Origin of the sequence: Streptomyces sp. NBC_00210, from assembly GCF_045160975.1 — a bacterium.
In the GTDB taxonomy this organism is placed as follows: domain Bacteria; phylum Actinomycetota; class Actinomycetes; order Streptomycetales; family Streptomycetaceae; genus Streptomyces.
This window is the reverse complement of the sequence record NZ_CP108120.1, coordinates 3657374-3681390: the sequence shown is the minus strand read 5'-3', so window position 1 is coordinate 3681390 and position 24017 is coordinate 3657374. Positions and strand designations below refer to the sequence as shown.

The following is a 24017-nucleotide window of genomic DNA, read 5'->3' as shown; positions in this document are numbered from 1 at the left end:
CGGTTCGGCGTGCGGTGCGGGCTCCGTACGCCAGGCGTCAGGCCGTCGGTTCCGCCTGCGGTGCGGGCTCCGCGGGGACCCGGGACAGCGGCGCCGCCTTCGCCAGCCGCAGCGCCTCCGCCTTCGTACGCCGTGCCGTCCTCAGCGCGTCCCACGTCAGACACGTCAGCGCCAGCCACACCAGCGCAAAGCCCGCCCACCGCTCCGCCGGCATCGCCTCGTGGAAGTACAGGACGCCCAGCAGGAACTGGAAGACCGGCGCCAGATACTGCAGCAGCCCCAGCGTGGAGAGCGGCACCCTGATCGCCGCCGCGCCGAAGCAGACCAGCGGCACCGCCGTCACCACGCCCGTCGCGGCGAGCAGGGCAGCGTGGCCGACCCCGTGCGCGCCGAAGGTGAGCGAGCCGTCGGCGCCCAGCCAGAGCAGAAAGCCGAGCGCCGGCAGGAACTGGATCGCGGTCTCGGCGGCCAGTGACTCAAGACCGCCGATATTGACCTTCTTCTTGACCAGGCCGTACGTCGCGAAGGAGAAGGCGAGCGTCAGCGAGATCCAGGGCGGCTGCCCGTAGCCGATCGCCAGGACCAGCACCGCCGCGAGGCCGGTGCCGACCGCGACCCACTGCGCCGGGCGCAGCCGCTCCTTCAGCAGCAGTACGCCCATCGCGATGGTGACCAGGGGGTTGATGAAGTAGCCGAGCGACGCCTCGACGACATGGCCGGAGTTCACGGCCCAGATGTAGATGCCCCAGTTGACGGTGATCACGGCCGCGGCGACCGTGATCAGACCCAGCTTCCGGGGGCTGCGTATCAGCTCCCGGACCCAGCCCCACCGCCCCAGTGCAAGCAGCGCGATGCCGACGAGGGCCAGCGACCAGACCATCCGGTGGGCGAGGATCTCCGCCGCTCCGGACGGCTTCAGGAGCGGCCAGAACAGCGGGACGAGGCCCCACATTCCGTAGGCCCCGATCCCGTACAGCAACCCTGCCCGCTGTTCGCCCTCAGGCTTCATCTGCCCCTCCTGCCCTGCGCGCATCACCACGACGAAGGTACGCGGCAGGGGGCCTGGCTGTCATGCCCGTATCGCCATACGGTCATGACCCAGCTTCGGTCACACTGCGGCGAGCGCTGCCGCGACCGAGTCGGCCAGCGGAGTCGTCGGGCGGCCGGTCAGCCGCGCCAGGTCGCCCGTCGTCCGGGCCAGCAGCCCGCGGCCGACCGCCGCGTCGACGTCGACGAGGATCCCGGCGAACGGAGCGGGCACACCCGCACCCGCCGGGATCGCCGTGTGCGCCTCGGCCGGGACGTTGTTGTACGCGATCGTCCGGCCGGTCCGCCGGGACAGCTCGGCCGCGTATTCCGCGAAGGGCCAGGCGACGTCGCCGCTCAGCTCGTACGCCGCACCCAGGTGGCCGTCGCCGGTCAGTACCGCGGCCGCCGCGGCGGCATAGTCGGCGCGGGCGGCCAGCCCGGACCTCCTGACAGGAGATCCGGGCCCCGGGGCACCTCAGCGATGCATCAGCCGACGACGGTCCATGTGTCGCTGCCCGCGAGCAGCGCGGCCAGGTCGCCCTTGCCGTTCTGCTCGATGGCGGTGTCCAGCTGGTCGGCCATCATCGTGTCGTAGACCGGCCGCTCCACACTGCGCAGCACCCCGATGGGGGTGTGGTGCAGGGTGTCCGGGTCGGCCAGCCGGGAGAGCGCGAAGGCCGTGGTCGGGCTGGCGCTGTGGGCGTCGTGGACGACGATCTGCGACTCGTTCTCCGGCGTGACCGTCACGACCAAAAGATCCCCGGTCGCCGGGTCCCGTACGACACCCTTGTTGCCGTCGGCGCCGAAGCGGATCGGCTGCCCGTGCTCCAGGCGGATGACCGCCTCTTCCGCCTGCTGCTTGTCCTTCAGCACGTCGAAGGCGCCGTCGTTGAAGATATTGCAGTTCTGGTAGATCTCCACCAGCGCCGTGCCCTGGTGGGCGGAGGCCTGGCGCAGCACCTCGGTGAGGTGCTTGCGGTCGGAGTCGACGGTGCGGGCCACGAAGGAGGCCTCGGCGCCGATCGCCAGCGACACCGGGTTGAAGGGCGCGTCCAGCGAGCCCATCGGGGTCGACTTGGTGATCTTGCCGACCTCGGAGGTCGGGCTGTACTGGCCCTTGGTGAGTCCGTAGATCCTGTTGTTGAAGAGCAGGATCTTCAGGTTCACATTGCGGCGCAGCGCATGGATCAGGTGGTTTCCGCCGATGGAGAGGGCGTCGCCGTCACCGGTGACGACCCAGACCGACAGATCGCGGCGGGAGGAGGCGAGCCCGGTCGCGATGGCCGGCGCGCGGCCGTGGATGGAGTGCATCCCGTACGTGTTCATGTAGTACGGGAAGCGGGAGGAGCAGCCGATTCCGGAGACGAAGACGATGTTCTCCTTCGCCAGGCCGAGCTCGGGCATGAAGCCCTGCACGGCGGCGAGGATCGCGTAGTCACCGCAGCCCGGGCACCAGCGCACTTCCTGGTCGGACTTGAAGTCCTTCATGGACTGCTTGGCCTCGGCCTTGGGCACCAGTGAGAGCGCCTCAGTCATTGATGGCCTCCTTGAGAGCCGTGGCGAGCTGCTCCGCCTTGAACGGCATGCCGTTCACCTGGTTGTAGCTCTGCGCGTCGACCAGATATCTCGCCCGGATCAGGGTGGCGAGCTGGCCGAGGTTCATCTCGGGTACCACTACCTTCTCGTAACGCCCCAGAACCTCCCCGAGATTCCTCGGGAACGGGTTGAGGTGGCGCAGATGGGCCTGCGCGATGGGGATTCCCGCGGTGCGCAGCCTGCGTACGGCGGCGGTGATCGGCCCGTACGTAGAGCCCCAGCCGAGAACCAGCGTGGTCGCGCCGTGCGGATCGTCGACCTCGAGATCCGGGACCTCGATGCCGTCGATCTTGGCCTGGCGGATGCGGACCATGAGGTCGTGGTTGGCAGGGTCGTAGGAGATGTTGCCGCTGCCGTCCTGCTTCTCGATACCGCCGATGCGGTGCTCGAGACCGGGCGTGCCGGGCACCGCCCAGGGGCGGGCCAGCGTCTGCGGATCGCGCTTGTACGGCCAGAACACCTCGGTGCCGTCGGCCAGTTCGTGGTTGGGTCCGGTGGCGAACTGCACTCGCAGATCGGGCAGCTCGTCGATGTCCGGGATCCGCCACGGCTCGGAGCCGTTGGCCAGATAGCCGTCGCTCAGCAGCATCACCGGCGTGCGGTAGGCCAGGGCGATCCGGGCCGCCTCGATGGCGGCGTTGAAACAGTCCGCGGGCGTACGCGGCGCGACAATCGGGACCGGGGCCTCGCCGTTGCGTCCGAACATCGCCTGCAGCAGATCGGCCTGCTCGGTCTTGGTGGGCAGACCGGTCGACGGGCCACCGCGCTGGATGTCCACGATCAGCAGCGGCAGCTCCAGGGAGACCGCCAGCCCGATGGTCTCGGACTTGAGCGCCACGCCCGGGCCCGAGGTGGTGGTGACGCCGAGCGCGCCGCCGAAGGCCGCGCCGAGCGCCGCGCCGATGCCCGCGATCTCGTCCTCGGCCTGGAAGGTCCGTACACCGAAGTTCTTGTGCTTGGAGAGCTCGTGCAGGATGTCGGAGGCCGGGGTGATGGGGTAGGAGCCCAGGTAGAGGGGCAGGTCGGCCTGCTTGCTCGCGGCGATCAGCCCGTAGGAGAGGGCCAGGTTCCCGGAGATGTTGCGGTACGTGCCGGTGGGGAACGCCGCGCTCGCGGGCGCGACCTCGTAGGAGACGGCGAAGTCCTCGGTCGTCTCGCCGAAGTTCCACCCGGCCCGGAAGGCGGTGATGTTCGCCTCGGCGATCTGCGGCTTCTTGGCGAACTTGGTCCGCAGGAAGGTCTCGGTGCCCTCGGTCGGCCGGTGGTACATCCAGCTCAGGAGCCCCAGCGCGAACATGTTCTTGGAACGCTCGGCCTCCTTGCGGGAGAGTCCGAAGTCCTTGAGCGCCTCGATCGTCAGCGTCGTCAGCGGCACCGGGTGCACGTGGTAGGCGGCCAGCGAGCCGTCTTCCAGGGGAGAGGTGTCGTAGCCGACCTTGGCCATGGCGCGTTTGGCGAATTCGTCGGTGTTGACGATGATCTCGCTGCCGCGCGGCACATCGGCGATGTTCGCCTTGAGCGCGGCCGGGTTCATCGCCACCAGCACGTTCGGCGCGTCACCCGGAGTGAGGATGTCGTGGTCGGCGAAGTGCAGCTGGAAGCTGGAGACGCCGGGCAGCGTCCCGGCGGGTGCCCGGATCTCGGCGGGGAAGTTCGGCAGCGTGGAGAGGTCGTTTCCGAACGACGCGGTCTCCGAGGTGAAGCGGTCACCCGTCAGCTGCATACCGTCACCGGAGTCACCCGCGAAGCGGATGATCACCCGGTCGAGGCGGCGGATCTCCTTCTCGCCGGCGTGCGTGCGCTGCCCGCCGACGAGAGCCTCATTGGCCTCGTCGTCACTGGACTCGTCGGCCTGCTCGGCTGGGCTACTGACCTGGCTGGTCACTGAACTGGACCTCCCTCGAGGCGGCTCCTCGGGTCCGGCCGGCCTGCCGGCCGTCCCACTAGCCACCCTACGTCGCTAAGGGTGACCTTCCTTGGACCGCTCATATGCCGGACATCCGTGTACGACGCCCTGACGCCCTGATGTGCCATGTTCTCTTTTCGCCCCCGGTCCTTCTGGTAAGACGCTCTCCACTCATTCTTCGGTTCTGGGACTGCCGTCCGGCTCAACACTGAATCAATATCTGACAGAGTGTCAGTCAACTACGAGTTGAGGTAGGTCAGCACCGCCAGTACACGCCGGTGGTCCCCGTCGCTGGGGGACAGCCCGAGCTTCAGAAAGATGTTGCTGACATGCTTCTCGACCGCGCCGTCGCTCACCACTAGCTGTTTGGCGATCGCTGAATTCGTACGCCCCTCGGCCATCAGGCCGAGGACCTCCCGCTCACGCGGAGTGAGACCGGCGAGCACGTCCTGCTTGCGGCTGCGGCCGAGGAGCTGGGCCACGACCTCGGGGTCCAGGGCCGTGCCGCCCCGGGCGACCCGGACCACGGCGTCCACGAACTCGCGCACCTCGGCCACCCGGTCCTTGAGCAGATAGCCCACTCCGCGGCTGCTGCCCGCGAGCAGCTCGGTGGCGTACTGCTCCTCGACGTACTGGGAAAGCACCAGCACGCCGATCCCGGGATGGTCCCGGCGCAGCCGCACCGCCGCCCGTACGCCCTCATCCGTATGCGTGGGCGGCATCCGCACATCGGCGACGACCACGTCCGGCAGCGCCTCCTCCGCGGCCAGCTCGCCGACCGTCTTGATCAGCGCCTCCGCGTCGCCCACACCGGCCACGACATCGTGTCCGCGGTCGGTCAGCAGCCGGGTCAGGCCCTCCCGAAGCAGCACTGAATCCTCGGCGATGACCACCCGCACCCTGTCCTCCACGACCCTGACGCCCCCCTGTCGATCTCTTCCACCCCTGCACCCTCCAGCATCCCAGTATTCGGACCGGACCGCGCCCAGGCTCGGGTAATCGACGGATCTAGGGGCTTGTAGGGGTCTACGGGCCTGTGAGGATGTGTGGCGGGGGTCAGCCACGCCAGGGCAGCTCGGCGGTGACCGTGGTCGGACCGCCGGCCGGCGAGTCCAGGGCGAGGATCCCGTCCACCGCGTCCAGCCGCTCCGCGAGGCCCGCGAGACCGCTGCCGGCCGAGCCCGCGGCGGAGCTGACGTCGGGAAGCGTGGCGCCGCCCCGGCCGTCATCGGTGACCTGCAGCATCAGCCGGTCCTGGGAGCGCCAGACGTCCACCGTGGCGCGGCGTGCCTGCGCGTGCTTGCTGATGTTCTGCAGCAGCTCGGAGACGGTGAAATAGGCGATCCCCTCGATGGCGGGGGCGGGCCTGGACGGCAGATCCACCTCGACGGTCACCGGGACGGTGCAGCGCGATGCGATGGCGGAGAGTGCCGCGTCCAGTCCGCGGTCGGTCAGTACGGCGGGGTGGATGCCGCGCGCCAGATCGCGCAGCTCCTGCAGCGCCACCTTCACCTCGCCGTGCGCCTCGTCCACCATGCGGGCGGCTGCCTGCGGGTCCTCCAGCAGCTTCTCCTTGGCGAGACCGAGGTCCATGGCGAGCGCGACGAGGCGGGCCTGCGCGCCGTCGTGCAGATCGCGCTCGATACGGCGCAGGTCGGCGGCGGCCGTGTCGACGACCACGCCACGGTCCGACTCCAGCTCGACGACGCGGGTGTCGAGCGTGGACGGCCCGAGGAGCCCCGCGACCATCAGCCGGTCGACCCAGGTCAGACCGCGGATGAGCCAGGCGGTCGCGAGTACGAGCACAAAGCCCACGGCGGCGGTGGCACCGATCTCGAAGGTGGTGTCGAGATAGAACCTGGCGCCGTCGCTGTCGCCGTAGAGGGAGATGCCCGGCTCGTCGAGATAGCGGGGGAAGGTCCACCGCCACAGGGGGTAGGTGAGCAGTCCCCAGCCGGTGAACCAGAAGGTGACGGAGACGGAGAAGGCGAAGACCGCCCACGGGAAGTGCAGCATCGCGTAGAGGAAGTGCCGCCAGGAGGCGCCGCTCTTGAGCACGGCGCCGACCCAGGGCATCAGTCCGCTCTTTTGGGCACGCACCGGAGACGGATCCCCGACATCCAGCCGCAGCAGCCCCCGCGCCCGGGCCCGCTCCAGGGCACCGAGCCCGCGGCAGCCCGCGAGCCCGGCGGCGAGGACGGGGATGCCGAGGAAGGTGACGAGCAGCCCCGCGCCGGTCGAGACGGTCGCTATGGCGAAGGTGAAGAAGACGATGCTGATCGGCAGGCTCAGCAGCAGATAACCGAACTCACGCCAGGTACGGCCCTCGAACGGTGCGCGCAGTGCCGGGGGAAGGAAGTGGTCCCGGGGCTCCGGTCGGTATTCCGTGGCGGCCATCGAAGTCGTCCGTTCTGCGTATGGGGCTGTCATGACTGCAAGCCTCCCGGCGCGGAGGGCCCGCACCATGAGGGGGGTTCCCGGGTTGGGGCGGGGGTTTTCCCCACCATGGGGGCTCGCGCGGGGTGTGCGGGGTGCGGGCGCGGGGGTGCGGGCGTCCGTGGTGCGGGTCGCGGGGTGGCCCGGTGGCGCGGGGTGCGGGTTCCGGGTCGCTTCCGGGCTCGACTCCTCGGGGTCGGCGGCGCACGGGGGCGCGTATTGATCACTCGGTGATTGCCGCCGATCCCCTGCGGGGACGACCCTGCACCGCCCTCTCCACGAGACGGGCCACAAGGGGTGCGCCGCGAAGGTAAGGGACGGCCGGGGCGCGGGTTGCATGCGGCGCCGGCCCCCGCGAGCTCCCGGGGTCCGGGGCGGAGCCCCGGTCAGCCGGCGACACGCCCCCGCCACGGCAGCTCCGCCCTGACCGTCGTCGGTCCCCCCACCGGCGAGTCCAGCACGAACCCCCCGTCCACCGCCCCCAGCCGTTCCGCCAGACCCGCCATCCCCGTGCCGCCGTCCAGCCGTGCGCCGCCCCGCCCGTCGTCCGTGACCATGATCAGCAGCCGCTCGTTCGCCCGCCACACATCCACCGAGACGCTCTTCGCCTGCGCGTGCTTGCTCACGTTCTGCAGCAGCTCGGAGACGGTGAAGTACGCGATGCCTTCGATCGCCTCGGCCGGCCGTTCGACCAGATCCACGGTCACCTTCACCGGAGCCGTACAGCGGGACGCGACGGCGGAGAGTGCCGCGTCCAGTCCGCGGTCGGTCAGTACGGCGGGGTGGATGCCGCGCGCCAGATCGCGCAGCTCCTGCAGCGCCACCTTCACCTCGCCGTGCGCCTCGTCCACCATGCGGGCGGCTGCCTGCGGGTCCTCGGTGAGCTTCTCCTTCGCGAGGCCGAGCCCCATCGCGAGCGCCACCAGCCGCGCCTGCGCGCCGTCGTGCAGATCGCGCTCGATACGCCGCAGATCCGCGGCGGCCCGGTCGACGACCACACCCCGGTCCGACTCCAACTCCGCGATCCGCCGCTCCAGCTCGTCGGAGGGTGAGAGCAGGCCGCGGGCCATCGCCCGATCCGCGTTGGTCAGCCCGCGCGCCACGAAGGGCAGTACGGGCCAGAGCACGAACAGCCCCACCAACGTCACACTGAAGGTCAGCACACCCCACGGCAGCCGGATGAAGGAGTACAGCACCGACCGCCATGCGACCGGGTCCTTCAGGCTCGTCCACAGCCAGGGCAGGACTCCGTCCTGCCGGTGCGGCCGGTACAACGGGCTCGGCTCCTCGATCCGTACTCCCAGCAGCGCCCGTGCCCTCGCCCGCTCCGCCCTGCCCAGCAGACGCGCACCGGCCAGCCCGATGGCGAGCAGGGGCAGACCGATCACGGTCACCGACAGGCCCACGCCGGTGAAGATCATGAACGCCACGTAGACGAATCCGATCAGCGCCATCGGCAGATTGGCCAGGAGATGGGCGATCTCCTTCCAGGTGTGGCGGCCGAAGGCGAAGCGCGCGGGTGGCGGCCGGTCGTGGTCGGCGGCGGTGATACTCACGGTCATGCGGCCCAGCCTGCCGGGCCGGGGCGGCCGCACGCCATGGGGTACATGGGTGGGATGAAGTAGGGATAACCCCACCCGCCGCCCATGGATGCGTGACCGACTGCTTACCGTCCCTTTAGCAGGGCCTAGACTCCCGTGCGTACAGATCGTCGAACAGATCGCCAACGAAGTCAGGGAGCGAGGGGCGGACGTGCCGGAACCGACCGTGGCCGTGCTCGCGGCGGACTATTTCGAGAGCTATTCGGTCGTCGGGCTGATGGGGCTGATCGGCGTGCTGTTCGTCGCCGTCGCCTTCGGGGCGGGCCGGCTGCTGCGGCCCGTGGTGCCCACGCCGGAGAAGCTCCTGACGTACGAGTGCGGAGTGGACCCCGTCGGCGAGGGCTGGGCACACACCCAGGTCCGCTATTACGTCTACGCTTTTCTGTACGTGATTTTCGCCGTCGACTCGATCTTCCTCTTCCCATGGGCGACGGTTTTCGCGGCCGCGGGATACGGCGCGACGACGCTCGTGGAGATGTTCATCTTCCTCGGCTTCCTGGCCGTGGGACTGCTCTACGCATGGAAGAAGGGCGTCCTGACATGGACGTGACCCGTGAGCCGGTTCCCGAGCCGGTTACTGAGCTGCTTCCCGAACTGCTTCCCGAGCCGAAACGGCTCGGAGCTCTCGCCCGCCTCGCCCCCGAGCCGATGAAGGTGGTCCTCAACTGGGGCCGCCGCTACAGCCTGTGGGTCTTCAACTTCGGGCTCGCCTGCTGCGCGATCGAGTTCATCGCGGCCTCGATGGCGCGCCACGACTTCATCCGGCTCGGCGTGATCCCCTTCGCGCCCGGCCCGCGCCAGGCGGACCTGATGGTCGTCTCGGGCACGGTGACGGACAAGATGGCACCGGCGGTGAAGCGGCTGTACGAGCAGATGCCCGAGCCCAAGTACGTCATCTCCTTCGGCGCCTGCTCCAACTGCGGCGGCCCGTACTGGGATTCGTACTCCGTGACCAAGGGCGTCGACCAGATCATCCCCGTCGATGTGTATGTGCCGGGGTGCCCGCCGCGCCCCGAGGCGCTGCTCCAGGGCATTCTCAAGCTCCAGGAGAAGATCGCCCGGGAGTCGCTCGGCGAGCGCTACGCGTCCCCGCGGCCCTCCGCCGCCGCCCTCCAGAGTGGCCTGGTGCCGCCCCCGACCCCGGGGGAGGGACGCGCATGAGCTCGTACGACCGCCTTCCGGACGCCGTCACCGAGATCTTCGGCGAGGAGGCCACGGCCGAGCGCGCGTACGAGCTGCTCACGGTCGATGTCCCCGTCGGCTCGTGGATCGCCGCGCTGGAGATCGCCCGGGACAAGCTGGGCTGCACCTATTTCGACTGGCTGAGCGCTGTCGACGAACCGGGCACCGGCTTCCGAATCTGCGCCCATGTCGTCGCGGTGGGCGGCGGTACGGTGCGCCGGCTGCTGCTCCGTACGACCGTTCCGCACACCGCCCCGTCGCTTCCTTCCGCCGTCGAGATCTACGCGGGCGCGGCCTGGCACGAGCGGGAGACCCACGAGATGTTCGGCGTCGAGTTCCCGGGTCACCCGCACCTCGTCCCGCTGCTCCTGCCGGAGGGCTTCGAGGGCCACCCGCTGCGCAAGGACTTCGTCCTGGCGGCCCGGGTCGCGAAGGCCTGGCCGGGCGCGAAGGAGCCGGGGGAGTCGGAACACGGCGGCCCGAAGCGCCGCCAGATGCTGCCGCCGGGTGTCCCGGACCCGAACGAATGGGGCCCTCTCAAGGGCCAGCTCCCTCCGGCTCCGGCCCGTCCTGCCCGCACGCCCCGCGCGGCGGGCGCGACCGCCGACCGCCCCCCGCGCCGCACGCGCACCGCGGGGGAGGGCTCGGCCGGCCAGGCGGCGGAGCCCGCCGAGACCGCGGAAACCGGAGGAACCGGGGCACCCGCCGCGGGCCCGCGCCGCACCCGCACCGCGAGTGAGGGCTCGGCCGGCCAGGCCGCAGCCCCGGGCACGACCCCGCCGCGCCGCGCACGCAGCGCGAGCGAAGGCTCGGCAACGCAGCGCGAGGAGCCCACCCCTGCGCCGGACGCGGCGCAGACACAGCCTGCGGGGCCCGCTGCGCCGGAGCCGACGGCCGGGCCCGCGGCGCCGAAGCCCGAGGCTCAGCCACCCGCGCAGCCGCCGGCAGTTGAGGCGTCCAAGAAGGCGGCAACGGCCGCGGAGTCCGAGGCTGAGGGGCCGACGGACGCCCCGGAGACGTCGGCCCCGCCGCCCCGCACCCGTAGCGCCGACGCGCCGTGGCACCACGCGCGCCCCGCGTTCGACGACTCGGCCACCGGTGCCGAGACCGGTGCCGAGACCGGGACTGAGACCGGCGCCGAGAGCGGGACTGAGAGCGGGACTGAGACCGGGACCGAGACCGGCGCCGAGACCGGGACCGAGACCGGGACTGAGACCGGGACCGAGACCGGCGCCGAGACCGGCACCGACGAGGACGCAGGCGGCGACGCCCGCAGCGAAGCAGACAGCGACACCCCACCGACCACCCCCCGGCCGAAGTCCGGGTCCGCCGATGGACCCGACGACGAGCCGACCGACACCGCAGGAGGCGACCCCGCGTGAACGACGCCCTCGACATCGCCCTCCGGCTGGTCGTCGTCTTCGCCGTGTTCCTTGTCCTTCCCCTCGTCATCGGGCAGACCGAGCACAAGGTGATGGCCCATATGCAGGGCCGCCTCGGCCCCATGTACGCCGGCGGCTTCCACGGCTGGGCCCAGCTCGTCGCGGACGGCGTGAAGTTCGCACAGAAGGAGGACGTGGTCCCGGCCGGCGCCGACCGCCGCATCTTCCAGCTCGCCCCCGCCGTCGCCCTCCTCCCGTATCTGCTCGTACTGATCGCCATCCCGATCGGCCCGAGCCAGGGCGCGGTCGGCCAGGTCGTCGACGCGGGCATCTTCTTCGTGCTCGCCGTCATGGGCGTCGGCGTGCTCGGCTCGCTCATGGCGGGCTGGGCCTCCGCCAATAAGTTCTCCCTTCTCGGCGGTCTGCGTACCGCCGCACAGCTGCTCGCGTACGAACTGCCGATGCTGCTGGCCGCCGCCTCCGTCGCCATGGCGGCCGGCACGGTCTCGCTGCCCGGCATCCTGAACGCCTTCGAGTGGTGGTGGCTGCCCTGGCAGATCGTGGGCGCCCTGGTCTTCTTCGTCGCGGGCCTCGCCGAACTCCAGCGCCCGCCCTTCGACATGCCGGTCGCCGACTCCGAGATCATCTTCGGCGCGTACACCGAGTACACCGGGCTGCGTTTCGCGCTGTTCCTGCTCGCCGAGTACGCGGGCATCGTCGTCCTGTGCGGACTGACCACCGTCCTCTTCCTGGGCGGCTGGCACGGCCCGTTCGGGGCGGAGGGTCTCGGCTGGGTGTGGACCCTGCTCAAGACGGCCGTGCTCGCCTTTGTCGTCATCTGGCTGCGGGTGACCTATCCCCGGTTGCGCGAGGACCAGCTGCAGAAGCTCGCCTGGACCACGCTCATCCCGCTCGCCCTCGCCCAGATCGCCCTCACCGGCGTCGTGAAGGTGGTGATTCAGTAATGCCTCCGATCCCCGGATCCGGCCTCGCGAAGGGCCTCGCCGTCACCCTGCGCACGATGACGAAGCGCTCGCACACCGCGCAGTACCCCGACGCCCAGCCCGAACTCCCGCCGCGCAGCCGCGGCGTGATCGGCCTGTTCGAGGAGAACTGCACGGTCTGCATGCTCTGTGCCCGTGAGTGCCCCGACTGGTGCATCTACATCGACTCCCACAAGGAGACGGTCCCGCCCGCCGCCCCCGGCGGCCGCGAGCGCAGCCGCAACGTCCTCGACAGGTTCGCCATCGACTTCGCGCTCTGCATGTACTGCGGTATCTGCATCGAGGTCTGTCCTTTCGACGCGCTGTTCTGGTCCCCGGAGTTCGAGTACGCGGAGACGGACATCCGCGAGCTCACCCATGAGCGGGACAAACTCCGTGAGTGGATGTGGACGGTGCCCGCACCGCCCGCGCTCGACCCGGGCGCCGAGGAGCCGAAGGAGCTCGCCGCTGCCCGCAAGGCGGCCGAGAAGCTCGCGGCGGCACAGTCGGAACCGGCCTCGCCCCCGTCGGCTCCCTCCACCCCGGCAGCCTCGGACGGTCCGGCTGGTCCGGCCGACTCCGCTGGTTCGGCCGGCCCGGCACCTGCGGGCGGCCCGGCTGACCAGCCAGGCCCGGCAGGCCCCGCAGCCTCGGACGGTCCGGACGGTCCGGCTGGTTCGACCGGGCCCGGCGACGCCGCCGGCCCGCCCTCGGGCGAGGGAGGTCCCGCATGATGCTCGCCGCAGCACAGACCCACGGCTTCCTCTCCCCGACCGGTGTCGAGATCGCCTTCCTCCTCGTCGGCATCGCCACCCTCGGCGCGGCCGCCATCACTGTCACGACCAGGCAGCTCGTGCACGCCGCCCTCTGGCTGGTCGTGACCCTCGGCGGTCTCGCCGTCGAGTACCTGCTCCTGACGGCGGAGTTCATCGCCTGGGTGCAGGTCCTGATCTACGTCGGTTCCGTGGTCGTCCTCCTTCTCTTCGGGCTGATGCTCACCAAGGCCCCCATCGGCCGCTCCCCGGACGCGAACTCCGGCAACCGCTGGGTCGCCCTGGCCGTGGCAGTCGCCGCAGCGACCGCCCTGGTCTGGGTGGTCGTGGACGCGTTCCGCGCCACCTGGATCGACCTGGACGGACCCGCCCAGGGCTCCACCCAGGTGTCCGGCCAGATCCTCTTCCGGCACTGGGTGCTGCCCTTCGAGGCGCTCTCCGTACTGCTGCTCGCCGCCCTCGTCGGCGCGATCGTCCTGTCCCGCAAGGACGCCAAGGACGCCAAGGATCCCGATCCCGAGGGGAAGCGCTGATGCACCTCGCTTATCCCGCCGTGCTGGCCGTCCTCCTCTTCAGCGTCGGGCTGTACGGAGTACTCGCACGCCGCAACGCGATCCTGGTCCTGATGTCCGTCGAGCTGATGCTCAACGCGGTCAACCTCAACCTCGTCGCCTTCGACGTCTGGCTGCGCGACGCCCTGCACGCCGGCCAGGCGCTCACCCTCTTCACCATCGCCATCGCAGCCGCGGAGATCGGCATCGGCCTGGCGATCGTCCTGATGGTCTACCGCAACCGCGGGACCTCGGACGTCGACCGGCTCCGCGACACCGCCGAGGGCCCCGACGGCATCCCCGACGCCCCTGACGCGACCGCCTCGGCGCAGAAGGCTGAGGCCACCGCGTGACCACCACGACCCTCGCCGTCCTCGTACCCCTCCTTCCGTTCCTGGGCGCCGCGGCCGGACTGCTGCTCGGCCGCATCGCCCCCGGCATGGTCCGGCCGCTGGCCGTACTGCCGACCCTCGCCGCGGCCGCCATCGCCGTCCTGGTCGCCGTACGCCAGGGCGGCGGGAAGGCGATCGACGCCTCGACCCAACTCACCCCCACCGGGTCGATCCCCATCGACCTCGCCCTGTACTTGGACGGCTTCGCGGTCCTCGTCGCCGTCCTGGTCGGGGTCGTCGCGTCCTGCGTGCAGATCTACTCGACGGGCTATCTGCGCGACGACCCGCGCTATCCCTCCTACGCGGCCCTCGTCTCCCTCTTCACCTCCGCGATGCTGCTCGTCGTCTACTCCGGCGACCTGATGGTGCTCCTGGTCGGCTGGGAGATCATGGGCATCTGCTCGTACTTCCTCGTCGGCCACTACTGGGAGACGCCCGAGGCGCGCGCCGCCTCCCTCAAGGCATTCCTGGTCACCAAGCTCGGCGATGTCCCTTTCCTGATCGGTCTGTTCGCGCTCGCCACCGACGCGGGCACGTTCCAGATCACTGGCATCCTCGGCTCCGTCGCCGCCGGTGGGATCGAACACCCCACGCTTGTCGCGCTGCTGCTGCTCGCAGGTGTGGCGGGCAAGTCCGCCCAGTTCCCGCTGCACACCTGGCTGCCCGACGCGATGGCGGGCCCCACCCCCGTCTCCGCGCTGATCCACGCGGCGACGATGGTCGCCGCCGGTATCTATTTCGTGGCCCGCCTCCTTCCCGTCTTCACCGCCTCCGCGGCAGCGCTGATCGTCCTCGCCGTGATGGCCGCAGTCACGATGGTCGGCTCGGGTCTTGCCGCCCTCGCCCAGGACGACATCAAGCGTGTCCTCGCCTACTCGACCATCGGCCAGCTCGGCTATATGTCGGGCGCTCTGGCCGTCGGTAACCGAGGCGCCGCCGTCTTCCACCTCCTTGCCCACGGTGCGTTCAAGGCGCTCCTCTTCCTCGCCGCCGGCGTGATCATCCACGCCGCGGGCACCAACTCGCTGGCCGCCATGTCCCGCATGAGCGGCCTCACCAAGCGCATCCCCGACGCGTTCTGGACGATGACCGTCGCCCTACTCGCGCTCGCCGCAATCCCTCCCTTCGCCGGCTTCTTCTCCAAGGAAGCCGTTCTGGTGGCCGCCGAGCACGCCGCGCTCGGCGAGTCCGAGGTCGCACCCGGCGCCGCCGGGTGGACCGTCCTGGTCTCCGGTCTCATCACCGCCCTGCTCACCGCCGCGTACGCCACCCGCCTGTGGCTGCTCGCCTTCCGCGGCCGCGGAGCCGAAGCCCCCGACCACGGCCGCCAGCCGATCGTCATGAACGCCGTACTGTGGGTGCTCGTCATCCCTTCTATGGGCTTCGGTCTGACCCTCGGTTACCTCGACGACTGGTTCGACGGCCAAAGCCTCGCCCCGACGGTCACCACCGGTGTCCTCGGCACCGGTGTCGCACTCGTCGGCGGACTGATCACCTACGGCGCCTGGCGCGCCATCCAGTACCGCGCGGGCGCCGCCCGCATCCCCCTGGGCGCCGTCGCCGCCCATCCGGAGGCCCCGCCGTCGGTCGTCGAGGCAGAGGCGATCGCCGCACACACCCCCGCCTACGGCGACATCGCGGCAGCACCTGACCCTGCGGACCCCGGCCGCCTGCTGCTCGGCCCGCTCCACCGCCACGCCGCAGTCGGATTCCACCTCGACGCCGTCTACTCCGCCCTGTTCGTACGCCCGGTCCGGGCCGCCGCCCAGCTGGTCAGCTTCCTCGACCGGGAGGTTGTGGAGACCTACGTGCGCGGATCGGGCACCGGCGCCCGTTGGCTGGGCGCGGCTGTCCGCCGCGCGCAGACCGGCAATCTGCAGACCTACCTCAGCGCGCTGTTTGCCGGTTCGGTCGTCCTGGCGATCGCCGCCGTCGTCCTTTCCAACGTCAACGCGGGATCGTGAGCCGTGATCGATATCAGCGAGTCCGTGATGCAGTTCCTTCTCGCGTTCATCGTCGTCGGCCCGCTCGTCGGGGCCGCCGCTGCGCTGCTGCCCGCACCGCCCGGGCTGCGCGGCAAGGGCCCGGACCAGGCGGTCCTGCGCCACGGCGTGACTGTCACCGGCGTCATCCTCGCCGCGGCGATCGTGCTGGCTCTCGGCTTCGACCACGACCAGCCGTCGAAGATGCAGGCCACGACGGACATCAGCTGGATCCCCGCACTTGATGTGCGGATCCACTTCGGAATCGACGGCATTTCGCTCCCCCTCCTGGTCCTGACGGCGCTGCTGACCTTCCTGTGCGCGCTGTACAGCTACTTCAAGATGCCTGCGGGCCCGTCCCCGAAGGCATTCGTCGCGCTTCTGCTCGTCCTGGAATCCGGGACGCTCGCGACCTTCGCTGTTCTCGACCTGCTGCTCTTCTTCCTGGCCTTCGAGATGGTGCTCATCCCGATGTACTTCCTCATCGCCCGCTGGGGCGGTGCGGATCGGCAGGCCGCGGCCTGGAGGTTCATCCTCTACACGCTGCTCGGCTCTGTCGTCATGCTGCTCGGCCTTCTGCTGGTCGGGCTGAAGACCGGCACATTCGACATGGTGGCACTCGCCACTGACAACGGCCGTGGGCTGACCGCATCCACGCAGGTCATCGCCGTTTTGGCGATCGGGCTCGGCCTCGCGGTGAAGACTCCGATGTGGCCGCTGCACAGCTGGCTCCCCGATGCGCACACCGCCGCACCGACCGTCGGCTCCGTCCTCCTCGCCGGCGTACTGCTGAAGATGGGTACGTACGGATTCGTCCGCATCGTGCTGCCCATCGCGCCCGACGGAATGCAGACCTTCGCGCCGTACCTCGCCGCCTTCGCGGTGGTCGGCATCATCTACGGGTCCCTGGCCTGTCTCGCCCTCGCCAAGCAGGGCGCGGGCGGCGACCTCAAGCGTCTGATCGCGTACTCCTCCGTCGGCCACATGGGCTTCGTGCTCCTCGGCATCTCGACGATGACCCCCACCGGCGTCAACGGCGCCCTCTTCGCGAACATCGCCCACGGCCTCATCACCGGCCTGCTCTTCTTCCTGGTCGGAGCGCTCAAGGACCGCTACGGCACCGCCGACCTCGACACCCTCGCGGGCGCCACCGGCGCGGCCCTCTACGGTCGTGCCCCCCGCCTCGGCGGCCTCCTCGCCTTTGCCGCCGTCGCCTCCCTCGGCCTCCCCGGCCTCGCCGGATTCTGGGGCGAGATGCTCGCGCTGTTCGGCGCGTTCGACCCCGCCGACGGCCTGAGCCGCCCCGCCTTCCTCACCTTCATGGCGATCGGCGCCTTCGGCACCCTGCTCACCGCCGCCTATCTCCTCGTCGTCGTGCGCCGCGTGTGCATGGGCGCGCTGGGGCATGACGAGCAGGAGCAGCCCCAGGCCAAGCCGCTCGCCGACGTCCAGACGTACGAATTCGCCGCCTGGACCCCGCTCGTCGCCCTCACCGTGCTGGCCGGACTGTGGCCCGCGGTCCTCCTCGGCCTCACCGACCCGGCCGTGCAGAAGCTCCTCGCAGGAGGCAAGTCGTGACCGTGGCAGCCGACAGCGTCACCAGCCTCGTCCAGTCCGTCGACTGGCTCACGATCGCGCCGCCGACCATCACCGCGACGGTCGCCCTGATCGTCCTGGTCGCCGACCTGTTCGTGCCCGAGAGCCGCAAGCGGCTGCTGGGCGGCGTAGCGATCGCCGGTCTGGTCGCCGCTCTCATCACGCTGGTTCCGCTGCGCAAGGGCAACCGCGCGACGTTCTGCCTCACGACCGATGCCCACGCCTGCAGCTACACCGCCGATCACTTCACCCTGGTCATCCAGCTCCTGGTGCTCGGCGGCGCCCTGCTCACCGCCCTGCTCTCGATCCACGACACACGCAAGCAGCTCCCCGCAGGGGAGTTCTGGTTCCTGCTGCTGTCCTCCGCCGCCGGCGCGGCCCTGCTGCCCGCCTCGCGCGACCTTGCCACCCTCGTCGTCGCTCTCGAGGTCGCATCACTGCCCGCCTTCGCGCTCGTCGGCCTCAGGCGCGGCGACCGGGTCTCCAGCGAAGCGGCCCTGAAGTTCTTCCTCTCCTCGGTCACCGCGACCGCAGTGACGCTGCTCGGTGTCAGCTTCGTGTACGCCACGACGGGCTCCCTGCACCTCACGCAGATCGCCGCCGACCTCGACAAGGTCCCCGGCCAGCTGGACACCCTCGCCAAGGCGGGCGTTGCGCTGACCCTCGTCGGCTTCGCCTTCAAGACGGCCGCGGTCCCCTTCCACTTCTGGGTTCCCGACACCTATGTGGGCGCCCCGCTGCCCATCGCCGCGTATCTCTCCGTCGTCGGAAAGGCGGTCGGTTTCTCGGGCCTCGTCCTGGTGACCGTCATCGCCTTCCCCGGATACGCGAATGTCTGGGGCCCGGCCATCGCCGTCCTCGCCGGTCTCACCATGACCGCGGGCAATGTCGCGGCGTTGCGCCAGTCGGCCACGCGCGCGTGGAGCGCGGTACGCCTGCTCGCCTGGTCCTCCGTGGCGCAGGCCGGCTACATCCTGGTGCCGATCGCGGCCGCCGCGTACTCCAGTGACGACCAGATCGGTGCCACCGTCGCGTACGCCCTCATGTACGCCGTCGTGAACCTCGGGGCCTTCGCGGTGGTGGCGCTCGTCGCCCGTACGGCGCCGCTCAACCGGATCGCCGACTACCGCGGCCTGTACGCCACCCGCCCGTTCACCGCGCTCGCGATGGGCTTCTTCCTTCTCTGCCTGGCCGGCCTGCCCCCCGGCATCATCGGCCTCTTCGCCAAGGTGACCGTCTTCTCCTCGGCCGTCGACGCCGGACTGGGCTGGCTGGCCGTCATCATGGCCGTCAACGTCGTGATCGCCCTGTACTACTACCTGCAGTGGACGACGATCCTCTTCCGGGCCCCCGAGGGAGCTCCTGAAGGCGCCGCGGCAGGAGCCGAGGAGAGCACCGGCGAGCCCGTCAGGAAGCGTGCCCCCGCCCCGGTGACCGTCGCCATCGTGATCACCGCCGTCGTGGGCGTCATCCTCTCGGGCTATCCACAGCTGGTTCTGCGCGTCGCGGCGAGCAGTTTGTTCTGAGCGCCACCCGAACGGCCCAGCCCACGGCCGAGCGCACAAGGGAACCAGCCACCTTCGCCTGGCGTTGACCAGTACAGAAGGGTCCACTGGAGAGTGGAGCACACCACGTAAAGGGTTCCCCTGCCGCACGATTTGGAGGGCGTACCGTGCACCGCCGGCACAACGGGCTGAAGACCGCCGTACTCCTCGGGGGGCTGTCGGCACTCATTTTGGTCATCGGTAGCTTCTTCGGCCGTACGGGGCTGCTCGTCGCGCTCGTCGTGGCACTCGGCACCAATGCGTACGCCTATTGGAACAGCGACAAGCTGGCGCTTCGAGCCATGCGCGCCCGTCCCGTGAGCGAATTCGAGGCGCCCACGCTGTACCGCATCGTCCGCGAGCTCTCCACCGCCGCCCGCCAGCCCATGCCGCGCCTGTACATCTCGCCCACCCAGGCCCCCAACGCCTTCGCCACCGGCCGCAACCCGCGCAACGCCGCGGTCTGCTGCACGGAGGGCATCCTGCAGATCCTCAGCGAGCGCGAGCTGCGCGGAGTCATCGGCCACGAGTTGAGCCATGTCTACAACCGCGACATCCTTATCTCGTCGGTCGCGGGCGCTCTCGCCTCCGTGGTGATGTTCCTGGTGAACTTCGCCTGGCTGATCCCCATTGGCCGGTCCGACGACGACGAGGGCCCCGGTCTGATCGGCATGCTGCTGGTGTTGATCCTGGGCCCGCTGGCCGCGTCCGTGATCCAGCTCGCCGTCAGCCGTTCACGGGAGTACGAGGCGGACGCCTCGGGCTCCCAGCTCACGGGCGACCCGCTTGCCCTGGCGAGCGCACTTCGCAAACTCGACGCCGGCACGAAGCAGTTGCCGTTGCCGCCCGAACCAAGGTTGGAGACCGCGAGCCACATGATGATCGCGAACCCGTTCCGCCCGGGACCCGGCCTTTCCAGGATGTTCTCAACACACCCGCCGATGGCGGAACGTATTGCCCGACTCGAACAGATGGCAGGTCGCCGCCCGTGAAGACAATCCTGAACGTCATATGGCTCATCCTGTGCGGCTTCTGGATGTTCCTCGGTTACATGTTCGCGGGACTGCTGCTGTGCATCACGATCATCGGCATCCCGTTCGCTCTCGCCGCGTTCCGCATCGGCGTCTACGCACTCTGGCCGTTCGGCTACACCGTGGTCGACCGCCACGACGCGGGAGCTCCCTCCTGTGTCGGCAATGTGCTGTGGCTGATCCTCGCCGGCTGGTGGCTGGCCCTCGGCCACATCGTCACTGGCATCGCCCTGTGCATCACGATCATCGGCATCCCGCTGGGCATCGCCAACTTCAAGCTGATTCCGGTGTCACTGATGCCCTTCGGCAAGGAGATCGTCCCCGTGGACCAGCCGTTCGCCGTTCGGTGACGCCGACGCCGGACCCCGCTTTCGCGTGGCGCCCGGTCGACGACGAGGACGACTCCGTCCTCGCCTGATTGTCAGTGCCGTGGTCCACCATGAACACATGACCGAGATCGAGCAGTTGCTGGACCGCGTTGCTGCCGAGGCGCGCACCAGCCGTCCCTGGGGCTGGGATTCACTTCCGGAGCCGGTAAGCCCCGACACCCTCGCCCGCGCCGAGGCCGCGCTCGGCTTCGGCCTGCCGCCACTGCTCGCCGCCCTCTACTCGCGCATAGGCGACGGCGGATTCGGTCCCGAGTACGGCCTGCTTCCGCTCCTCGAAGGGCCGCCCCGGGGCGAGCGGCCGGTTGTTGCGCAGTACCTGGACAACCGCAAGGGCGGCGAAAAGGACCCCGACTGGCCCTGGCCCGCAGGAGTGCTGCCGATATCCCACTGGGGCTGCGGGATGTACGCGTGCGTCGACAGCCGCAGTGCGCAGGGCACGGTCCTGCTGTTCGAGCCGAACGCCGACGAGGCCGACCGCGCGTGGTACGTGGACGCGCCGAGCCTCGCCGACTGGCTGCGGGGCTGGCTCGACGGGACCGGCTGGTACGAGGAGGCGGGCGAAGGCATGGACCTCGAGCCCTGGTCGGAGCTCAGGGCGCGGACCGCGACCGGCTGACCTTCCGTACGCCGTACAGGGCCGCGCCCAGCGCCAGTACGGCCGCCCCTGCCAGCACCGACGACACGGGCAGGGCGAAGGCCAGCACCAGGCATCCCAGCAGTCCGCAGCCCGCCGTCACCCGGACCGTCATCGCTCGGGCCGCCGCCACCCGTTCGGGTGTATCACGATTCGGGCCGGAACTCAGTGTCCACGCCGAGGCGTTGGCAATTGCGTAGTACACCAGCACCCCGAACGACGAGAAGCCGATCGCCCCGCGTAGATCCGCCGTCGCCGCCACCACGGCGACGACCGCACCAACCGCCAGCTCCGCATGGTGCGGCACCTGGAAGCGAGGGTGGACGGCAGCCAGCGTCCCCGGCAGATGACCGTCCCTCGCCATCGCCAGCGTCGTCCGTGAGACTCCGAGGATCAGCGCCAGCAAAGACCCGAGCGCCGCCACCGCGGCGCCCACCCGCACCACGGGAGCCAGCCAGGACGCGCCCGCCGCGCGTACGGCATCGGTGAGCGGGGCCGTCGCCCGGCCCAACTCCCCGGCTCCCAGCACAGAAAGGACCGAGACCGCGATGCCCACATAGACCACCAGCGCGATGCCCAGCGCCAGCGGGATCGCGCGCGGGATCGTACGAGCCGGATCACGCACCTCCTCGCCCAGCGTGGCAATCCGGGCGTACCCCGCGAACGCGAAGAAGAGCAGCCCCGCCGCCTGGAGCACCCCGCCGGCCGAGGCGTCCGCGCCCACATCCAGCCGCCCGAAGTCCGCCGCGCCCGAACTGAGGGAGACCACCACGACCGCAGCAAGGACCGCCAGCACCACCGCGACGATCGCCCGCGTCAGCCACGCCGACTTCTGAACGCCCCCATAGTTCACGGCAGTCAGCACCACGACCGCGGCCACCGCCACCGCGTGCGCCTGCCCCGGCCATACGTACGCACCGACCGTCAGTGCCATCGCCGCGCACGACGCGGTCTTTCCCACGACGAACGCCCAGCCGGCCAGATACCCCCAGAACACGCCGAGCCGTTCCCGCCCGTACACATAGGTCCCGCCGGACGCCGGATAGCGTGCGGCGAGCCGCGCCGACGACATTGCGTTGCAGTACGCGACGACGGCGGCGAGTGCCAGTCCCAGCAACAGCCCCGAACCGGCCGCCCGGGTCGCCGGGCCCAGCGCGGCGAAAATGCCCGCCCCGACCATCGACCCCAGCCCGATCACGACCGCGTCGAAGACTCCCAAGGATCGTCGCAGCTCCTGTGCCATGCGCCGCACCCTACTGATCTCCGCAACCGCGGCCCCACCCCCCGGCGTCCTCCAGTGCAACACCGTACGAAAGGCAGGTTCACGGCATGGGCATCATCAGCTGGATCATCCTCGGGCTGCTCGCCGGAGCCATAGCCAAGATCCTGCTGCCGGGGCGAGACCCGGGCGGCCTGATCGGCACCACGCTCATAGGCGTGGCGGGCGCGTTCATCGGCGGTTGGATATCCGCCCGCTTCCTGGACCGGCCGATCACCAAGGAGTTCTACGACGGGGCCACGTGGACCGCGGCCATCGGCGGCTCGCTCGTGCTGCTGGTCATCTACCGGCTCCTGTTCGGTCACTCGCGCTCGCGCTAGCACCCTTCTCGGGGCGCGGGAGTTCCGGCAGTCCGGTCAGCCGGGGAGTCCGGTCTCCCGCAAGGTGATGTTCAGCCGCCCGCTGCTCATCCCCGTAGCCGGGTCGGCCGTGCCCGGGTACACCTTCGGCACTCCGTGATACGCGAAGCGCGCGGGTCCGCCGAAGACGAACAGGTCCCCGGACGCCAACTCCACATCCGTGTACGGGCGGCCCCGCGTCTCGGTGTTCCCGAACCGGAAGACGCAGCTGTCGCCGATGTTCAGCGACACCACAGGCGCACCGGAGCGCTCCTCCTTGTCCTGGTGCATCCCCATCCGAGCGCCGCCGTTGTAGAAGTTGATCAGCGCGGTGTCGGGGGTGTACGCCCGGTCGATCCCGCCGTTCCAGCTGCCCCCGCCGTCCGTGCGGTCCACCCCACTACCGCCGCTCCCGCCTTGTCCGTATGCCTCGACCACGGCCGCGCGCCCCAACTCCACAAGCCAGTCAGGGAATTCGGCGACCTGGGCGCCGTTCACATCGTCCGCGGTGCGGCTGTACCGGTACGGCTGCCAGTGCCAGCCCACGCACACGGTCTGTACGGACATCACGCCACCGCCCGGCAGCACGGTGTGCCGGATCGGCACAGGGCCGCGTGCCCAGGCGCGGCAGGCCTTGACCAGCTCCCGCTGCCGCTCCACCGGCAGCCAGCCCGGCACATGCACCGCTCCCGGGGCGACCGTCGCCCGCTCCCTGGGGAACAGTGCCTGGCCGTTCACGATGCCCGCGCGCCCTCGATACCGAGGAGCCGCTCCTTGCGCTCCAGCCCGCCGGCGTACCCCCGAAGGGCGCCGTCCGCTCCGATCACCCGGTGGCACGGGCGCACAACGAGCAGTGGATTGCGTCCGATCGCGGTGCCGACGGCCCGTACGCCCACCGCCGAGGTTCCGATCCGCTCGGCGATCTCGCCGTAGGTGGTGGTGGCGCCGTGCGGAATCTCCTCAAGCGCCTCCCACACCCGCCGCTGGAAGTCCGTACCGCCGTCGACGTACTCGATCTCGAAGTGAGTCAGCAGGCCCTCGAAGTACGAGCTCAGCTGCCTGCCGATCTCCTCGAAGGCCGCGGGGTCGCGCCGCCAGTTGTCCTGGACGACGGCCGCGCCCTTCTGGCCGGGCAGCGAGAGCGAGGCGAGCGCGGTGCCCCCTTTCGCGGTGGCGGACTCCTCGCCGACCAGCAGCAGTTCGCCCAGTGGGCTGTCGATGGTCGCGTAGACCGTCATGGCTTGTTCCTCTCCTCGCGGCGTGGCGCTGCGTCCCGCGCTGCATTCCTACGCCTACGAGTCTGTCCGCCTGCCCGCGCCGAAGCTGGCGGGAATCGGACATCGCGCCCGGCGTCCGCCCCCGCACGCCCATCCGGCGCCCGCACCCGGCGTCC

23 protein-coding genes and 1 pseudogene are annotated in these 24017 nt (G+C 70.3%); 14 read left to right on the top strand and 10 right to left on the bottom strand.

Annotated elements, in window-relative coordinates; all coding sequences use genetic code 11:
* Positions 1 to 37: 37 nt before the first annotated feature.
* From rarD to OG729_RS16615, 7 genes and pseudogenes are all read right to left on the bottom strand, one after another.
* Positions 38 to 1009, bottom strand: coding sequence for an EamA family transporter RarD (gene rarD, locus OG729_RS16645; protein ID WP_405806804.1), 972 nt, complete (start codon positions 1007 to 1009; stop codon positions 38 to 40).
* 99 nt (positions 1010 to 1108) lie between these two features.
* Positions 1109 to 1474 (bottom strand): annotated as a pseudogene (locus tag OG729_RS16640) (KR domain-containing protein); the annotation flags it as partial.
* Between the two features lie 41 nt (positions 1475 to 1515).
* Positions 1516 to 2565 carry a 2-oxoacid:ferredoxin oxidoreductase subunit beta gene (locus OG729_RS16635; protein ID WP_405806803.1) on the bottom strand — a complete coding sequence of 350 codons (1050 nt, stop codon included), beginning with the start codon at positions 2563 to 2565 and terminating at the stop codon, positions 1516 to 1518.
* A complete protein-coding gene (locus OG729_RS16630; protein WP_405806802.1) occupies positions 2558 to 4510 on the bottom strand; it encodes a 2-oxoacid:acceptor oxidoreductase subunit alpha in 1953 nt (650 codons plus the stop codon). The genes OG729_RS16635 and OG729_RS16630 overlap by 8 nt, the downstream gene beginning before the upstream one ends.
* A gap of 260 nt (positions 4511 to 4770) precedes the next feature.
* Positions 4771 to 5430 (bottom strand): response regulator transcription factor, encoded by a 660-nt coding sequence (locus OG729_RS16625; protein ID WP_360874487.1) that lies wholly within the window; start codon positions 5428 to 5430, stop codon positions 4771 to 4773.
* Positions 5431 to 5587: 157 nt separating this feature from the next.
* Positions 5588 to 6928 carry a sensor histidine kinase gene (locus tag OG729_RS16620; RefSeq protein ID WP_405806800.1) on the bottom strand — a complete coding sequence of 447 codons (1341 nt, stop codon included), beginning with the start codon at positions 6926 to 6928 and terminating at the stop codon, positions 5588 to 5590.
* Positions 6929 to 7353: 425 nt separating this feature from the next.
* On the bottom strand, positions 7354 to 8529 hold the full coding sequence (locus tag OG729_RS16615; protein WP_405806798.1) for a sensor histidine kinase: 1176 nt from the start codon (positions 8527 to 8529) through the stop codon (positions 7354 to 7356).
* Between the two features lie 190 nt (positions 8530 to 8719).
* Between OG729_RS16615 and OG729_RS16610 the strand changes: the two genes are divergently transcribed.
* The 13 genes from OG729_RS16610 to OG729_RS16550 all read left to right on the top strand — a co-directional run bounded on the left by OG729_RS16610 (position 8720) and on the right by OG729_RS16550 (position 20989).
* Positions 8720 to 9118 carry an NADH-quinone oxidoreductase subunit A gene (locus tag OG729_RS16610; RefSeq protein ID WP_405806796.1) on the top strand — a complete coding sequence of 133 codons (399 nt, stop codon included), beginning with the start codon at positions 8720 to 8722 and terminating at the stop codon, positions 9116 to 9118.
* Complete coding sequence (locus tag OG729_RS16605) at positions 9109 to 9729, top strand: NADH-quinone oxidoreductase subunit B family protein (RefSeq protein ID WP_360874162.1); 621 nt, start codon at positions 9109 to 9111, stop codon at positions 9727 to 9729. The genes OG729_RS16610 and OG729_RS16605 overlap by 10 nt, the downstream gene beginning before the upstream one ends.
* Positions 9726 to 11132, top strand: a complete 1407-nt coding sequence (locus OG729_RS16600; RefSeq protein WP_405806794.1) for an NADH-quinone oxidoreductase subunit C — start codon at positions 9726 to 9728, stop codon at positions 11130 to 11132. The genes OG729_RS16605 and OG729_RS16600 overlap by 4 nt, the downstream gene beginning before the upstream one ends.
* Complete coding sequence (locus tag OG729_RS16595) at positions 11129 to 12097, top strand: complex I subunit 1 family protein (protein ID WP_360874157.1); 969 nt, start codon at positions 11129 to 11131, stop codon at positions 12095 to 12097. Before OG729_RS16600 ends, OG729_RS16595 begins: the two co-directional genes overlap by 4 nt.
* Complete coding sequence (locus OG729_RS16590) at positions 12097 to 12849, top strand: 4Fe-4S binding protein (RefSeq protein ID WP_405806792.1); 753 nt, start codon at positions 12097 to 12099, stop codon at positions 12847 to 12849. The genes OG729_RS16595 and OG729_RS16590 overlap by 1 nt, the downstream gene beginning before the upstream one ends.
* Complete coding sequence (locus tag OG729_RS16585) at positions 12846 to 13421, top strand: NADH-quinone oxidoreductase subunit J (protein ID WP_405806790.1); 576 nt, start codon at positions 12846 to 12848, stop codon at positions 13419 to 13421. The genes OG729_RS16590 and OG729_RS16585 overlap by 4 nt, the downstream gene beginning before the upstream one ends.
* Positions 13421 to 13792 (top strand): NADH-quinone oxidoreductase subunit NuoK, encoded by a 372-nt coding sequence (nuoK, locus tag OG729_RS16580; protein ID WP_405806788.1) that lies wholly within the window; start codon positions 13421 to 13423, stop codon positions 13790 to 13792. Before OG729_RS16585 ends, nuoK begins: the two co-directional genes overlap by 1 nt.
* Positions 13789 to 15795, top strand: a complete 2007-nt coding sequence (locus tag OG729_RS16575; RefSeq protein ID WP_405806787.1) for an NADH-quinone oxidoreductase subunit L — start codon at positions 13789 to 13791, stop codon at positions 15793 to 15795. The genes nuoK and OG729_RS16575 overlap by 4 nt, the downstream gene beginning before the upstream one ends.
* A gap of 3 nt (positions 15796 to 15798) precedes the next feature.
* A complete protein-coding gene (locus OG729_RS16570; protein ID WP_405806785.1) occupies positions 15799 to 17391 on the top strand; it encodes a NuoM family protein in 1593 nt (530 codons plus the stop codon).
* Positions 17388 to 18935 carry an NADH-quinone oxidoreductase subunit N gene (locus OG729_RS16565; RefSeq protein WP_405806783.1) on the top strand — a complete coding sequence of 516 codons (1548 nt, stop codon included), beginning with the start codon at positions 17388 to 17390 and terminating at the stop codon, positions 18933 to 18935. Before OG729_RS16570 ends, OG729_RS16565 begins: the two co-directional genes overlap by 4 nt.
* Positions 18936 to 19081: 146 nt before the next feature.
* Positions 19082 to 19945: a zinc metalloprotease HtpX gene (htpX, locus tag OG729_RS16560; RefSeq protein ID WP_360874137.1), complete on the top strand. Its 864-nt coding sequence runs from the start codon at positions 19082 to 19084 to the stop codon at positions 19943 to 19945.
* Positions 19942 to 20334, top strand: coding sequence for a YccF domain-containing protein (locus OG729_RS16555; RefSeq protein ID WP_360874134.1), 393 nt, complete (start codon positions 19942 to 19944; stop codon positions 20332 to 20334). Before htpX ends, OG729_RS16555 begins: the two co-directional genes overlap by 4 nt.
* A 97-nt stretch (positions 20335 to 20431) precedes the next feature.
* A complete protein-coding gene (locus OG729_RS16550; RefSeq protein WP_405806782.1) occupies positions 20432 to 20989 on the top strand; it encodes an SMI1/KNR4 family protein in 558 nt (185 codons plus the stop codon).
* Here the strand turns inward: OG729_RS16550 and OG729_RS16545 are convergent.
* Positions 20964 to 22250, bottom strand: a complete 1287-nt coding sequence (locus tag OG729_RS16545) for an APC family permease (protein ID WP_405806781.1) — start codon at positions 22248 to 22250, stop codon at positions 20964 to 20966. The two genes, OG729_RS16550 and OG729_RS16545, sit on opposite strands and share 26 nt — an antisense overlap.
* An 86-nt stretch (positions 22251 to 22336) precedes the next feature.
* On the opposite strand from OG729_RS16545, the gene OG729_RS16540 reads away from it, so the two are divergent.
* On the top strand, positions 22337 to 22606 hold the full coding sequence (locus OG729_RS16540; RefSeq protein WP_360874126.1) for a GlsB/YeaQ/YmgE family stress response membrane protein: 270 nt from the start codon (positions 22337 to 22339) through the stop codon (positions 22604 to 22606).
* Positions 22607 to 22642: 36 nt separating this feature from the next.
* Here the strand turns inward: OG729_RS16540 and OG729_RS16535 are convergent, their stop codons facing one another.
* On the bottom strand, positions 22643 to 23362 hold the full coding sequence (locus tag OG729_RS16535; protein WP_405806780.1) for an alpha-ketoglutarate-dependent dioxygenase AlkB family protein: 720 nt from the start codon (positions 23360 to 23362) through the stop codon (positions 22643 to 22645).
* Positions 23359 to 23862 (bottom strand): methylated-DNA--[protein]-cysteine S-methyltransferase, encoded by a 504-nt coding sequence (locus OG729_RS16530; RefSeq protein ID WP_405806779.1) that lies wholly within the window; start codon positions 23860 to 23862, stop codon positions 23359 to 23361. The genes OG729_RS16535 and OG729_RS16530 overlap by 4 nt, the downstream gene beginning before the upstream one ends.
* Positions 23863 to 24017 lie beyond the last annotated feature (155 nt).

What these genes read in the sequence shown, in the direction of transcription:
- rarD (WP_405806804.1), bottom strand. Translation starts at nt 1,009, where the DNA reads ATGAAGCCTGAGGGCGAACAGCGGGCAGGGTTGCTGTACGGGATCGGG.
- OG729_RS16635 (WP_405806803.1), bottom strand. Translation starts at nt 2,565, where the DNA reads ATGACTGAGGCGCTCTCACTGGTGCCCAAGGCCGAGGCCAAGCAGTCC.
- OG729_RS16620 (WP_405806800.1), bottom strand. Translation starts at nt 6,928, where the DNA reads ATGGCCGCCACGGAATACCGACCGGAGCCCCGGGACCACTTCCTTCCC.
- OG729_RS16615 (WP_405806798.1), bottom strand. Translation starts at nt 8,529, where the DNA reads ATGACCGTGAGTATCACCGCCGCCGACCACGACCGGCCGCCACCCGCG.
- OG729_RS16605 (WP_360874162.1), top strand. Translation starts at nt 9,109, where the DNA reads ATGGACGTGACCCGTGAGCCGGTTCCCGAGCCGGTTACTGAGCTGCTT.
- OG729_RS16600 (WP_405806794.1), top strand. Translation starts at nt 9,726, where the DNA reads ATGAGCTCGTACGACCGCCTTCCGGACGCCGTCACCGAGATCTTCGGC.
- OG729_RS16590 (WP_405806792.1), top strand. Translation starts at nt 12,097, where the DNA reads ATGCCTCCGATCCCCGGATCCGGCCTCGCGAAGGGCCTCGCCGTCACC.
- OG729_RS16585 (WP_405806790.1), top strand. Translation starts at nt 12,846, where the DNA reads ATGATGCTCGCCGCAGCACAGACCCACGGCTTCCTCTCCCCGACCGGT.
- nuoK (WP_405806788.1), top strand. Translation starts at nt 13,421, where the DNA reads ATGCACCTCGCTTATCCCGCCGTGCTGGCCGTCCTCCTCTTCAGCGTC.
- OG729_RS16550 (WP_405806782.1), top strand. Translation starts at nt 20,432, where the DNA reads ATGACCGAGATCGAGCAGTTGCTGGACCGCGTTGCTGCCGAGGCGCGC.
- OG729_RS16545 (WP_405806781.1), bottom strand. Translation starts at nt 22,250, where the DNA reads ATGGCACAGGAGCTGCGACGATCCTTGGGAGTCTTCGACGCGGTCGTG.
- OG729_RS16540 (WP_360874126.1), top strand. Translation starts at nt 22,337, where the DNA reads ATGGGCATCATCAGCTGGATCATCCTCGGGCTGCTCGCCGGAGCCATA.
- OG729_RS16530 (WP_405806779.1), bottom strand. Translation starts at nt 23,862, where the DNA reads ATGACGGTCTACGCGACCATCGACAGCCCACTGGGCGAACTGCTGCTG.